The organism is Neisseria viridiae, from assembly GCF_962747995.1.
Classification (GTDB): domain Bacteria; phylum Pseudomonadota; class Gammaproteobacteria; order Burkholderiales; family Neisseriaceae; genus Neisseria; species Neisseria viridiae.
In genome coordinates, this window is sequence record NZ_CAUJAJ010000001.1 from 207,076 (window position 1) to 220,073 (window position 12,998).

The following is a 12,998-nucleotide window of genomic DNA, read 5'->3' on the forward strand; positions in this document are numbered from 1 at the left end:
TTATAGCAATTTATCCTGATGCCGTCTGAAGGGGTTAAAACAGGTAGGCGATGTATTTCACCAATAAAATAAACAGGATGGAGACGGCGCAGCCGATTTTGAACGCCGTGCCGACGACAAGTCCCAACAGTGTACCCAAGCCCGCTTTACCTGCCTGAAGCATATTGCGCCGATCGATCAGTTCGCCTGCCGCCGCGCCGATAAAGGGACCGAGTATTAGTCCGGGAAGGGAGAAAAACATACCGATAATGCTGCCGACCAATGCGCCGCGAACGGCGAGCTTGCCCGCTCCGGTATATTTTGTCCCCCATATGCCTGCCACATAGTCCGTCAGTATGCCGGTAAGGCTGATGAGTCCGACCATCCACAAAACGCCCGCGCCGTAGATTTGGTAGCCGCCGGAGTAGGCGAGCAGCCATGTTCCGGCAAACATCAATGCCAATCCGGGCAGGGCGGGGTAAACGATGCCCGCCGTGCCGACGGCTATCAGGGCGAGGGCAAGGATGACGGTCAGTACGGTCATAGGTTCAACCTTTTCTTTTGTTTTGGAAAAAACGGCTTAATACGGCGCGGCATTCTTCTTGCAGGATTCCGCCCCGTATGGCGGTGTGCGTATTGAGGCGTTTGTCGGCAAACAGGTTGACGATGCTGCCTGCCGCGCCGGTTTTGGGTTCTGCCGCACCGTAAATCACGCGCTTGATTCGTGCCTGTATCAGTGCGGACGCGCACATGGCGCAGGGTTCGAGGGTGATATATATGTCGCATCCGTCAAGGCGGTAGTTTTGCATTTCGCTGCCTGCCTGTGCCAAGGCGTTGATTTCGGCATGGCGGCTGACATTGCAGTCGGCAATGCAGGTGTTGTGTGCCGATGCGATGATTTTGCCGTCTGAAACGATGACTGCGCCAACGGGTATTTCGCCCATTAATGCGGACAGTTTCGCCTGTTCCAATGCCAAACCCATGAAATGCGCCATTTCGCCTTGGGGGGGAAAGGCGGCGACGGGCGGATGGTTTTTCAACTCGGCAAGCAGGCAGGTTTTGTCGTGTTGCGTGATTTCTTGCGGGAGTGTGCCGTTCAGCAGCGACTCGAGTTGCCACAGCGTGCTTTTAGTGAGGGTCAAACCTGATGCCTTCAATAACAAGAAGGTTTGAACCGCGCCAGTCTGACGCAGGTCGGCAAGTGTGCGTATGCCCAGACGGTGTAGGGCCGCAAGGGTTTTGGGGGCGAGCGGCGGCGTGGTCAGCATGGTTTATGCGCCGAAAAACCGTTTTGCCGCCTCAATCAGGCGCGTGCCTGAAGTGCCGTCTGAAAACGGGTCGGCAACGCAGTCTAAAGGTGTTTTGCGCAACCAAGTCAGTTGGCGTTTGGCAAGTTGGCGCGTGGCGGCAATGCCTTTTTCGATGAAGGTTTGTCTGTCGGTTGCGCCGTCGAGGTGTTCCCACGCCTGACGGTAGCCGACGCAGCGGATGGCGGGGGAATCCGGAGTCAGCTCGGGATAGCGGCGGCGCAGGTTTTCTACTTCGCCGATAAAGCCCTGTTCAAGCATCAGGTGGAAACGCAGGGCGATGTTTTCATGCAGGCGGGCGCGGTTTTCGGGAATCAGTGCGGCGGTATGCAAATCAAAAGGGAGTGTATGGGAGGTCGGGCTGCCGAGGTGTTCGCTCATCGGTTTGCCGGTCAAATAATAAACTTCCAAAGCGCGTCCGATACGCTGGCTGTCGTTCGGTTTCAGACGGCATGCGGTTTCGGGATCGACCTGTTGCAGGGTGCGGTAGAGGAAATCCAAGCCGTACATCTGTTTTTGTTCGTCCAAGTCGGCACGCAGGCAGGCATCGGCTTCGGGCAAATCGTTCAAACCTTGGGTAAGGGCGCGGAAATACATCATTGTGCCGCCGACAATCAGCGGACATTTCCCACGCGCCGTGATTTTGCCGACCAGACGCGTGCAGTCTTCGACAAAACGGGCGGCACTGTATGTCTGAACGGGCGTAATGATGTCGATAAGGTGGTGCGGGACAAAGGCGCGTTCGGAGGCGGACGGTTTCGCCGTGCCGATGTCCATATCGCGGTAAACCAGCGCGGAATCGAGGCTGATGATTTCGACAGGCAGAGTTTCGGCAATTTTGAGGGCGAGCGCGGTTTTGCCGCAGGCGGTCGGCCCGAGTAGGGCAAAGGCTTTCGGGGTCGGCATAATGTTTCGGGTTTGGAAAAATACGGATTATAGCGGAAAGCGCGCCGCCCTTATATTTTGCTTTGAGGAAGCACGCCGACGGCAAGGGGGCGTGTTTACCGTATGCCTTTATATAGTGGATTAAATTTAAACCAGTACAGCGTTGCCTCGCCTTGCCGTACTATCTGTACTGTCTGCGGCTTCGTTGCCTTGTCCTGATTTTTGTTAATCCACTATAAAATATGTTCAAACCGACGCGCCGGGTTTTCAATATGCCCGTGCCCGATGCCGCCTTGTCCGCAGGCATCGGCGGCAGCGTCCGATTTCTCGGGGAACGCCCGTCCCGGGTATATTTAAAGGTTCGGCGGTGCGGCGTTTTCCGGCGGCAAGGCTTCAGACGGCATCTCCGGCGCGTCCGTTAGACAAGGCGCGTGCTTGGGGCGATAATGGCGTTTTGCTTTTTTGAAAGCCTTGCAATGTCCCGAAACCTGCTTGTCCGCTGGATTGTCGTCTGCTTGATACCTTTAATAACGCTTGCCGTGTTCGCCGCCAATCCGCCCGAAGACAAACCCCAGCACTTGATCAACGGCATTATCCTTGCCTGCGAAGCGACGTTTTTGTTCAAATTCGTCCTTTTCGACACCATCAAGCATCATTTGAAGCAAGAGTTTGATTTGAAACGTCAAACTATGTTTCTGTTTATTCCGATTGTTTTGCTGGTTGTGTATTTGTTCCACTATTTTGGCGCGTTTTAGCCCGTTTCCGTTATTTCTATGAATACTCCTCCTTTTGTCTGTTGGATTTTTTGCAAGGTCATCGACAATTTCGGCGACATCGGCGTTTCGTGGCGGCTCGCCCGTGTTTTGCACCGTGAACTCGGTTGGCAGGTGCATTTGTGGACGGACAACGTGTCCGCCTTGCGTACGCTTTGCCCTGATTTGCCCGATGTTCCCTGCGTTCATCAGGATATTCATGTCCGCACTTGGCATTCCGATGCGGCAGATATTGATACCGCGCCTGTTCCCGATGTCGTCATCGAAACTTTCGCCTGCGACCTGTCTGAAAATGTGCTGCACATCATCCGCCGACACAAACCGCTTTGGCTGAATTGGGAATATTTGAGCGCGGAAGAAAGCAATGAAAGGCTGCACCTGATGCCTTCGCCGCAGGAGGGCGTTCAAAAATATTTTTGGTTTATGGGTTTCAGCGAAAAAAGCGGCGGGTTGATACGCGAACGTGATTACCAAGATGCCGTCCGTTTCAATACCGAAGCCCTGCGTCAGCGGCTGATGCTTCCCGAAAAAAACGCGCCCGAATGGCTGCTTTTCGGCTATCGGAGCGATATTTGGGCAAAGTGGCTGGACATGTGGCAACAGGCAGACAGCCCGCTAACCCTGCTGCTGGCGGGGGCGCAAATTATCGACAGCCTCAAACAAAGCGGCGTTATTCCGCAAAATGCCCTACAAAACGACGGCGATGTTTTTCAGACGGCATCCGTCCGCCTCGTCAAAATCCCGTTCGTGCCACAACAGGATTTCGACCAACTGCTGCACCTCGCCGACTGCGCCGTCATCCGCGGCGAAGACAGTTTCGTGCGCGCCCAGCTTGCCGGAAAACCTTTCTTTTGGCACATCTACCCGCAAGACGAGCATGTCCATCTCGACAAACTCCACGCCTTTTGGGATAAGGCACACGGTTTCTACTCTCCCGAAACCGCATCGGCACACCGCCGCCTTTCAGACGACCTCAACGGCGGAGAGGCTTTATCCGCCACGCAACGCCTCGAATGTTGGCAAACCCTGCAACAACATCAAAACGGCTGGCGGCAAGGCACGGAGGATTGGAGCCGTTATCTTTTCGGGCAGCCTTCCGCATCCGAAAAACTCGCCGCCTTTGTTTCAAAGCATCAAAAAATACGCTAGAATAGCGCGTTTTACGACAACCGATTTGATTGGAAAATCACAATGAAAACAGCACAAGAACTGCGCGCCGGCAATGTATTTATGGTCGGCAACGATCCTATGGTCGTTCAAAAAACCGAATACATCAAAGGCGGCCGCTCTTCCGCCAAAGTCAGCATGAAACTGAAAAACCTGCTGACCGGCGCGGCTTCCGAAACCATTTACAAAGCCGACGACAAATTCGACGTGGTCATCCTGTCCCGCAAAAACTGTACGTACAGCTATTTTGCCGACCCGATGTACGTCTTTATGGACGAAGAATTCAACCAATACGAAATCGAAGCCGACAACATCGGCGACGCGTTGAAATTCATCGTTGACGGTATGGAAGACCAATGCGAAGTAACCTTCTACGAAGGCAACCCAATCTCCGTAGAACTGCCTACCATCATCGTACGCGAAGTTGAGTACACCGAGCCTGCCGTTAAAGGCGATACTTCCGGCAAAGTGATGAAAACCGCGCGTCTGGTCGGCGGCACTGAAATCCAAGTGATGTCTTACATCGAAAACGGCGACAAAGTCGAAATCGATACCCGTACCGGCGAATTCCGCAAACGCGCCTGATGCCCTGCTGAAAAATGCCGTCTGAAAACGTTTCAGACGGCATTTTTTTATCTTCGCCCCAAGTTTGGATTGAAGTAGATGTTTTTTTCGTAAACGACAATACGCGTGATTTTGCCATTTTCGTCAAAATGGATGTCTAAAAACGGTTTGTCGGGATTGCGTTCACGGTTGGACAGCCGGAAGAGTGATTGGTTTTCAAGCATTTCTCCGTGTATTTTCAGATAGCCGGGCAATTGGCTGATGTGTTGGAAATTGCCGCCAAGTCCGTTGTTGTGCCGGCTCGAATAGGCAGGGGTTGCCGAAACTTCAAAATAACGCGTGCGTTTCGGCTCCTCGCCTTGCCCGCGGGTTTCTTCGCTGCCCTGTGTCAGCAACAGCGTCGCTTCTCGGAGGCGGCGTTCCTGTTCCATCAAGGCATCTTGTGCCTGCCGGCTGATGGTGCGCTTTCCGTAACGCAAGTCTTCAATTGCCAGTATGATTTTCTGATGGTAGTCGGGATCTTCAGGGCGGATGTCGGGAAACAGCAGCCGCTGTATGTTGTTATAGCCACTGTCGGGTAAGCCGAAACGGGTTTCCAGTTCGTGATGGGAAAGGGCAAACAGACAGTCCGAGTCGATGTGTTCGGCGATTTGCTGCATGAGATCGTCAATGCCGGAGGCGGGGTGCAGGCCGGTGCAATTTGACGGCAGCGCGCTTTCTGCCTGCTTGACGTTATCAGGGGCGGATGCGGTCGGTTGCAAATCGGTTTGGGAAGGAGCTGATGACGCGGAGGACGAAGCGGCGGATGCGCCGGTTTCTTTCGTTTTATCTTCTTTGCTCGGGGAACACGCGACCAGCATGATTGCGGCAAGCCATAAGAGAAGTGATGAGGTTTTGTTTTTCATTCTATTGTTTCCAGTATTAAAAAGGCCGTCTGAAAACCTGACGTTTCATTTTTCAGACGGCCTGTTGTTAATAGAACCGAAGAACCCGTTATTGCCGACAAGGTTCTCAACCTGTCTTACCCGACGCGGTAAAATGCAAGGCTGCCCAAAAGGTTGGGGAAATGTTTGACCTGTCTGTTGCCCGCCATGACGGCGCGCTCAAGCACGCGGATGTTGTTTTTGGCGCACAACAAATCAAAGTCTTTGAGCGTGCACCAATGGATATTGGGCGTGTCATACCAATGGTAGGGCATACGTTCGGAAACCGGCATATGTCCACCGAGTGCGATTTGGACGCGGTTGCGCCAGTAGCCGAAATTCGGGAAGCTGACAATCGCCTGTTTGGCAACGCGCATCAGGCAGCGCAGGATTTTTTCGGTATTCTGCATCGCTTGGATGGTCTGGCTCAACACAATCACATCAAAACTCTGATCGTTGAATGCGGTCAAACCCTCTTCCAAATCGGCTTGGATAACATTTACGCCGCGCGACATCGCGGCAATCACGCTGTCGGTGTCGATTTCGATGCCGTAGCCGCTGCATTTTTTGTGTTCGACCAAGGCGGCAAGCAGTTCGCCGTCGCCGCAGCCCAAGTCCAAGACGCGGCTGCCTTCGGGTATCCGGTCATAAATCAGTTGCAAATCATCGCGCAGGTTCATTGCTGACATTCCTTATAAACGTTGTTCATATAGGCGGCGACCGCACGCATATAGGCTTCGTCTTCCATTAAAAAGGCATCGTGCCCGTGTGCGGATTTGACTTCGATATACTGCACGGATTTTTGGGCGGCAATCAGTGCCTTGACCAGTTCGTGCGAACGTTCGGGCGCGAAACGCCAGTCGGTGCTGAAGCTGGCGACAAAGAATTTTGCCTGAACATCCTGCACGGCGCGGGTCAGGCTGTTGCCGAAATCCGCCGCAGGATCGAAATAGTCCAAAGCTTTGGTCATCAGCAAATAGGTGTTGGCATCAAACCGCCCGACGAATTTGTCGCCCTGATAGCGCAGATAGGATTCTACTTCAAATTCAACGCCATAACCGTATTGATAGCCGTTGGAACGCAAATCGCGTCCGAATTTTTTGCCCAAACCGTCTTCGGCAAGATAAGTGATGTGTCCCATCATGCGGGCAATCCGCAAGCCCCGTGCAGGAACGGTATTGTGGCTGCGGTAATGTCCTTCGTTGAAATCGGGATCGGTCAAAATCGCCTGACGTGCTACATCATTAAACGCGATATTTTGCGTGGACAGTTTCGGCGCGGAGGCAATCACCAAGGCGTGGCGCACGCGTTCGGGATAGGAAATCGCCCACTGCAAAGCCTGCATACCGCCCAAGCTGCCGCCGACAACCGCCGCCCATTGCCCGATGCCGAGATAATCGGCAAGCGCGGCTTGTGATTTTACCCAGTCCTTCACCGTAACCACCGGAAAATCCGCGCCGTATTCCCTGCCCGTTTCAGGATTAATCGACAAAGGCCCGCTGCTGCCGTCGCAGCCACCCAGATTGTTCAACCCGACCACGAAAAAACGTTCCGTATCAATCGGTTTGCCGGGTCCGACCATATTGTCCCACCAGCCCGTATATTTATCCTCTGCCGAATACCTGCCTGCAACATGATGGTTGCCCGACAGCGCGTGGCAGATTAAAACCGTATTGTTTTTTTCGGCATTCAGCTCGCCGTAGGTTTCAATCATCAGATCGAAACGCGGCAAAGTTTTACCGTTTTCCAAAACCAGCGGCACCTCAAACGGAATTTTTTGGGGCGTTACAATGCCCACCGAGGCATTTTGACTCATATCCTGTTCCAACAAATGCGGCGAAAAGCGTTATTATATCGCAAACGGCATGACTTTTTGACACGGTCGGGCAGGCGGCCCGACGCGTCGACCCCCCAACCGCCGCGCCCGAACCATACTTTCCGCTTCCCGATATGATAGGCAGACTTTTCCGTATTTTTTTCTTTTTCGCACTTGCCGCGCTGATTATCAACCGCCTCTTCAGCCGCAGGCAGAAACGCGCCCTGCGCGAAGTCGCCAAAATCAGCGCATGGGTACTGCTCGGTGCGGCCGCCGCAACGCTGTTTTGGTATCTGTTTATGCTGTATTTCAAACACATTCCGGATTCGTATTGACGGAAAAAATGCCGTCTGAAACGCTATTTTTATGTTTCAGACGGCATATTTGAAAAGGGCTTTCGGTAGGAGGGGCTTTACAACCGAAGCAGGAAGGGCAGGGGGTCAGCGTTGGCGCGCTTTAAAACGCGGATTGCTTTTGCAGATGACGTACACTTTGCCCCTGCGCCTGACGATTTGGCAGTCGCGGTGGCGTTGTTTGGCGGTTTTGAGCGAAGACAGAACCTGCATTATTTGTCCTTTCTAAACGATGACATTACGGATTGGAAACGTTGGTTGAACTTGCTGGCGCGTCCTTCGGTGTTGACGTTGCGCTGCTTGCCGGTATAGACGGGATGGGATGCGGAAGAAGTATCCAGCGAAAACAGCGGATATTCTTTGCCGTCTGTCCAAACCATCGTTTTTCCGTGTGTTTCAGCGCAAGAACGAATCAGCCAGCCTTCATTGGCGCTGCTGTCGAAAAAAAGGACGGTTCGGTAATTGTCGGGATGGATATTCGGTTTCATATATTGCCTTAGTTGGATTGTTATAACATAACAAACTCTACCATAATTTAGAAGGCTTGCACAAGGAAAGCGTATGGTTTTTGCTAAATATTAAAAATTTTCATCATAAACCTGAAAATTTTGAAATTGACTCATATTCGGTGCAACCTTATCATACCGCCTGAAACATCATATAAAAGATAACGAAGGTATGCAGATATGAATTACGCAAAAGAAATCAATGCGTTAAACAACAGTCTTTCCGACTTGAAAGGCGACATCAACGTTTCGTTTGAATTTTTCCCGCCGAAAAACGAACAAATGGAAACGATGCTGTGGGATTCCATCCACCGTCTGCAAACCCTGCATCCCAAGTTCGTATCCGTAACCTACGGCGCAAATTCCGGCGAACGCGACCGCACGCACGGCATCGTCAAACGCATCAAACAGGAAACCGGCTTGGAAGCAGCCCCGCACCTGACCGGCATCGACGCATCCCCCGACGAATTGCGCCAAATCGCCAAAGATTATTGGGACAGCGGTATCCGCCGCATTGTCGCCCTGCGCGGCGACGAGCCGCCCGGTTATGAGAAAAAACCGTTTTATGCCGAAGACTTGGTCAAACTCCTGCGCTCCGTCGCCGACTTCGACATCTCTGTGGCAGCATATCCCGAAGTGCATCCCGAAGCCAAATCCGCACAAGCCGACCTGATTAATCTGAAACGCAAAATCGATGCGGGCGCGAACCACGTCATCACCCAATTTTTCTTTGATGTGGAACGCTACCTGCGCTTCCGCGACCGCTGCGTGATGTTGGGTATCGATGTGGAAATCGTCCCCGGTATTTTGCCTGTTACCAACTTCAAGCAGCTCGGTAAAATGGCGCAAGTAACCAACGTCAAAATCCCAAGCTGGCTGTCGCAAATGTATGAAGGTTTGGACGACGACCAAGGCACGCGCAACCTCGTCGCCGCCAGTATCGCCATCGATATGGTCAAAGTCCTGTCCCGCGAAGGCGTGAAAGATTTCCACTTTTACACGCTTAACCGCAGCGAGCTGACTTACGCCATCTGCCATATTTTGGGCGTGCGCCCTTAAAGCTGAAAACGGCTTCAGACGGCATCCGAGGCCGTCTGAAAAGCAAAACGCCGCCCCATCCTAGCCATTCTGATTTACAATACCGGCCGATTCGGATCGAACCGGTCCTTACAAAATCCAACTGGAGAGTTCAACATGACAACATTACATTTTTCAGGCTTCCCACGCGTCGGTGCCTTCCGCGAATTGAAATTCGCACAAGAAAAATACTGGCGCAAAGAAATCAGCGAGCAAGAATTGCTGGCTGTTGCTAAAGACTTGCGCGAGAAAAACTGGAAACACCAAGCTGCTGCCAACGCTGATTACGTTGCTGTAGGCGATTTCACTTTCTACGACCACATCCTCGACCTGCAAGTTGCCACCGGTGCCATCCCTGCCCGTTTCGGCTTCGACAGCCAAAACCTGTCTTTGGAACAATTCTTCCAACTGGCGCGTGGTAACAAAGACCAATTTGCTATCGAAATGACCAAATGGTTCGACACCAACTACCACTACTTGGTGCCTGAATTCCACGCCGATACCGAATTCAAAGCCAACGCCAAACACTACGTTCAACAGCTGCAAGAAGCCCAAGCTTTGGGCCTGAAAGCCAAACCGACCATCGTCGGCCCATTGACTTTCCTGTGGGTAGGTAAAGAAAAAGGCGCAGTCGAATTTAACCGCCTGAGCCTGTTGCAAAAACTGCTGCCCGTTTACGTTGAAATCCTGAACGCTTTGGTTGAAGCCGGTGCCGAATGGATTCAAATCGACGAACCTGCTTTGACTGTCGATTTGCCTAAAGAATGGGTGGAAGCCTACAAAGACGTTTACGCTACTTTGAGCAAAGTCAACGCCAAAATCTTGTTGAGCACTTACTTCGGTTCTGTTGCTGAACACGCCGCATTGCTGAAAGCCCTGCCTGTTGACGGCCTGCACATCGACTTGGTACGCGCGCCCGAGCAACTGGACGCATTTGCCGATTACGACAAAGTCCTGTCTGCCGGTGTTATCGACGGCCGCAACATTTGGCGCGCCAACCTGAACAAAGTTTTGGAAACCGTTGAGCCGCTGCAAGCCAAACTGGGCGAGCGTTTGTGGATTTCCAGCTCTTGCTCGCTGCTGCACACCCCGTTTGACTTGTCAGTTGAAGAAAAACTGAAAGCCAACAAACCCGACCTGTACTCTTGGTTGGCATTCACCCTGCAAAAAACCCAAGAATTGCGCGTTCTGAAAGCCGCATTGAACGAAGGCCGTGATTCTGTTGCCGAAGAACTGGCCGCCAGCCAAGCTGCCGCCGACTCCCGTGCCAACAGCAGCGAAATCCACCGTGCAGACGTTGCCAAACGCCTTGCCGACCTGCCTGCCAACGCAGACCAACGCAAATCACCGTTTGCCGACCGCATCAAAGCGCAACAAGCATGGTTGAACCTGCCCCTGCTGCCGACGACCAATATCGGTTCTTTCCCGCAAACTACCGAAATCCGTCAAGCACGCGCAGCCTTCAAAAAAGGCGAACTGTCTGCCGCCGATTACGAAGCCGCGATGAAAAAAGAAATTGCCTTGGTGGTTGAAGAGCAGGAAAAACTGGACTTGGACGTACTGGTACACGGCGAAGCCGAGCGTAATGACATGGTCGAATACTTCGGCGAACTGTTGAGCGGTTTTGCATTCACCCAATACGGCTGGGTACAAAGCTACGGCTCACGCTGCGTTAAACCACCTATCATCTTCGGTGACGTAAGCCGTCCTGAAGCCATGACCGTGGCCTGGTCCACTTATGCGCAAAGCCTGACCAAACGCCCGATGAAAGGCATGTTGACCGGCCCTGTAACTATTCTGCAATGGTCTTTCGTCCGCAACGACATTCCTCGCTCTACCGTGTGCAAACAAATCGCACTGGCCCTGAACGACGAAGTATTGGATCTGGAAAAAGCCGGCATCAAAGTCATCCAAATCGACGAACCTGCCATCCGTGAAGGCCTGCCTTTGAAACGTGCTGATTGGGATGCCTACCTGAACTGGGCCGGCGAATCTTTCCGCCTGTCCTCTGCCGGTTGTGAAGACAGCACTCAGATCCACACCCATATGTGCTACTCCGAGTTCAACGACATCCTGCCGGCCATCGCAGCTATGGATGCCGACGTGATTACCATCGAAACTTCACGTTCCGATATGGAACTCCTGACCGCGTTCGGCAAGTTCAAATACCCGAACGACATCGGCCCGGGCGTTTACGACATCCACAGCCCGCGCGTACCGACTGAAGCCGAAGTTGAGCACCTGTTGCGCAAAGCCATCGAAGTTGTGCCGGTTGAGCGTCTGTGGGTGAATCCTGACTGCGGCCTGAAAACACGCGGCTGGAAAGAAACCCTGGAGCAACTCCAAGTGATGATGAACGTAACCCGCAAACTGCGTGCCGAATTGGCGAAATAAGCCGGAACCGTATGAACAAATGCCGTCTGAAAGCCCTTCAGACGGCATTTTGCCCTGAGTTGCGGCGCAAGGGTGCAGTTGCCGGGAAATTTTCTCATTGCAGCTTGTATTCCTCCAATTTGACTTTATATATTGGAAACAGCAAACCAGAGTTGTATTCGATAGTTTTAAATAATTTATATTATTTGAACTATAAATTATACAAATCATTTTGCTTGGGGTAGAATGCCCAGCGATTCACAATTATTTCTCAAACCTATCTATTAAGGAGCTCAAAATGGCTTTGCAAGATCGTACCGGTCAAAAAGTACCTTCCGTAGTATTCCGTACCCGCGTCGGCGACACTTGGAAAGATGTGTCTACCGATGATTTGTTCAAAGGCAAAAAAGTAGTCGTATTCTCTCTGCCCGGCGCATTTACCCCGACTTGTTCTTCTTCCCACCTGCCGCGTTACAACGAATTGTTCGGCGCGTTCAAAGAAAACGGCGTTGACGCAATCTACTGCGTATCTGTAAACGATACTTTCGTGATGAACGCTTGGGCTGCCGAAGAAGAATCAGACAACATCTACATGATTCCTGACGGTAACGGCGAATTCACCGAAGGTATGGGTATGTTGGTCGGTAAAGAAGACTTGGGCTTCGGCAAACGCTCTTGGCGTTACTCCATGCTGGTTAACGACGGCGTGGTTGAAAAAATGTTCATCGAGCCGGAAGAACCGGGCGATCCGTTCAAAGTATCCGATGCAGATACTATGCTGAAATTCGTTGCTCCCGATTGGAAGGCTCAAGAGTCTGTTGCTATCTTTACCAAACCCGGCTGCCAATTCTGTGCTAAAGCCAAACAAGCTTTGCAAGACAAAGGTTTGTCTTACGAAGAAATCGTATTGGGCAAAGATGCAACCGTTACTTCCGTTCGCGCCATTACCGGCAAGATGACTGCCCCTCAAGTTTTCATCGGCGGCAAATACATCGGCGGCAGCGAAGATTTGGAAGCTTACTTGGCTAAAAACTAATTGCCTGATGCTTAAGACGGTTTGAACGAAGCTGTCTGAACAGAAAAATAGAGTTATTCAGACGATACGCTACATGGTCGTTCTGAATAACTCTATATTTACAAGTAGAATTTGAGATTATTGTTTTAAATCGAAACTTTTAAAATGGCTATTGGTTTTATATTGTCGATAGTTTATTAAAAGCCGTCTGAAAACCTGATACGCATCACGCTGATGCTGCTTCGGACGCTTAATAAAGA

The 12,998-nt window shown here is 51.9% G+C and carries 15 protein-coding genes; 7 read left to right on the forward strand and 8 right to left on the reverse strand.

What is annotated here, in order from left to right; translation table 11 throughout:
* Positions 1–34 precede the first annotated feature (34 nt).
* The 3 genes from Q9J79_RS01160 to miaA are packed head-to-tail and all read right to left on the reverse strand — an operon-like array spanning position 35 to position 2,192.
* On the reverse strand, positions 35–523 hold the full coding sequence (locus Q9J79_RS01160; protein ID WP_301911366.1) for a DUF456 domain-containing protein: 489 nt from the start codon (positions 521–523) through the stop codon (positions 35–37).
* 4 nt (positions 524–527) lie between these two features.
* Positions 528–1,247 carry a tRNA adenosine(34) deaminase TadA gene (gene tadA, locus Q9J79_RS01165; RefSeq protein WP_301911365.1) on the reverse strand — a complete coding sequence of 240 codons (720 nt, stop codon included), beginning with the start codon at positions 1,245–1,247 and terminating at the stop codon, positions 528–530.
* Positions 1,248–1,250: 3 nt separating this feature from the next.
* A complete protein-coding gene (gene miaA, locus Q9J79_RS01170) occupies positions 1,251–2,192 on the reverse strand; it encodes a tRNA (adenosine(37)-N6)-dimethylallyltransferase MiaA (protein WP_301911364.1) in 942 nt (313 codons plus the stop codon).
* Between the two features lie 455 nt (positions 2,193–2,647).
* Here miaA and Q9J79_RS01175 point away from each other — a divergent pair, with 455 nt between their 5' ends.
* Genes Q9J79_RS01175 through efp form a run of 3 tightly spaced genes read left to right on the forward strand, consistent with a single transcriptional unit; the run spans position 2,648 to position 4,696 of the window.
* Positions 2,648–2,926, forward strand: coding sequence for a hypothetical protein (locus tag Q9J79_RS01175; RefSeq protein ID WP_301911363.1), 279 nt, complete (start codon positions 2,648–2,650; stop codon positions 2,924–2,926).
* Positions 2,927–2,944: 18 nt separating this feature from the next.
* Positions 2,945–4,093, forward strand: coding sequence for an elongation factor P maturation arginine rhamnosyltransferase EarP (gene earP / locus Q9J79_RS01180; RefSeq protein WP_301911362.1), 1,149 nt, complete (start codon positions 2,945–2,947; stop codon positions 4,091–4,093).
* A gap of 42 nt (positions 4,094–4,135) precedes the next feature.
* Positions 4,136–4,696, forward strand: a complete 561-nt coding sequence (gene efp, locus Q9J79_RS01185) for an elongation factor P (RefSeq protein WP_002219406.1) — start codon at positions 4,136–4,138, stop codon at positions 4,694–4,696.
* Between the two features lie 47 nt (positions 4,697–4,743).
* Here the strand turns inward: efp and Q9J79_RS01190 are convergent, their stop codons facing one another.
* The 3 genes from Q9J79_RS01190 to metX form a co-directional block, all read right to left on the reverse strand.
* The gene (locus Q9J79_RS01190) at positions 4,744–5,580 is read right to left on the reverse strand and encodes an NMB0938 family lipoprotein (RefSeq protein ID WP_301911361.1); all 837 of its coding nucleotides are present in this window, start codon (positions 5,578–5,580) and stop codon (positions 4,744–4,746) included.
* 116 nt (positions 5,581–5,696) lie between these two features.
* The gene (gene metW, locus Q9J79_RS01195; protein ID WP_301911360.1) at positions 5,697–6,278 is read right to left on the reverse strand and encodes a methionine biosynthesis protein MetW; all 582 of its coding nucleotides are present in this window, start codon (positions 6,276–6,278) and stop codon (positions 5,697–5,699) included.
* Positions 6,275–7,414 carry a homoserine O-succinyltransferase MetX gene (gene metX / locus Q9J79_RS01200; protein WP_301911359.1) on the reverse strand — a complete coding sequence of 380 codons (1,140 nt, stop codon included), beginning with the start codon at positions 7,412–7,414 and terminating at the stop codon, positions 6,275–6,277. The genes metW and metX overlap by 4 nt, the downstream gene beginning before the upstream one ends.
* Before the next feature lie 134 nt (positions 7,415–7,548).
* Here metX and Q9J79_RS01205 point away from each other — a divergent pair, with 134 nt between their 5' ends.
* Positions 7,549–7,749 carry a protein MIGRI gene (locus tag Q9J79_RS01205; RefSeq protein ID WP_301911356.1) on the forward strand — a complete coding sequence of 67 codons (201 nt, stop codon included), beginning with the start codon at positions 7,549–7,551 and terminating at the stop codon, positions 7,747–7,749.
* A 105-nt stretch (positions 7,750–7,854) separates the two neighbouring features.
* Here the strand turns inward: Q9J79_RS01205 and ykgO are convergent, their stop codons facing one another.
* Entirely contained in the window at positions 7,855–7,980 is a 126-nt protein-coding gene (gene ykgO, locus Q9J79_RS01210; protein ID WP_002213788.1) for a type B 50S ribosomal protein L36, read from the reverse strand.
* Entirely contained in the window at positions 7,980–8,255 is a 276-nt protein-coding gene (locus Q9J79_RS01215) for a type B 50S ribosomal protein L31 (RefSeq protein ID WP_002217400.1), read from the reverse strand. The genes ykgO and Q9J79_RS01215 overlap by 1 nt, the downstream gene beginning before the upstream one ends.
* 198 nt (positions 8,256–8,453) lie before the next feature.
* On the opposite strand from Q9J79_RS01215, the gene metF reads away from it, so the two are divergent.
* From metF to Q9J79_RS01230, 3 genes are all read left to right on the forward strand, one after another.
* Positions 8,454–9,332: a methylenetetrahydrofolate reductase gene (gene metF / locus Q9J79_RS01220; RefSeq protein ID WP_002217399.1), complete on the forward strand. Its 879-nt coding sequence runs from the start codon at positions 8,454–8,456 to the stop codon at positions 9,330–9,332.
* Positions 9,333–9,467: 135 nt separating this feature from the next.
* Positions 9,468–11,744: a 5-methyltetrahydropteroyltriglutamate--homocysteine S-methyltransferase gene (gene metE, locus Q9J79_RS01225; protein WP_301911354.1), complete on the forward strand. Its 2,277-nt coding sequence runs from the start codon at positions 9,468–9,470 to the stop codon at positions 11,742–11,744.
* 277 nt (positions 11,745–12,021) lie between these two features.
* Positions 12,022–12,759 carry a redoxin family protein gene (locus Q9J79_RS01230; RefSeq protein ID WP_002221128.1) on the forward strand — a complete coding sequence of 246 codons (738 nt, stop codon included), beginning with the start codon at positions 12,022–12,024 and terminating at the stop codon, positions 12,757–12,759.
* Positions 12,760–12,998: the final 239 nt, after the last annotated feature.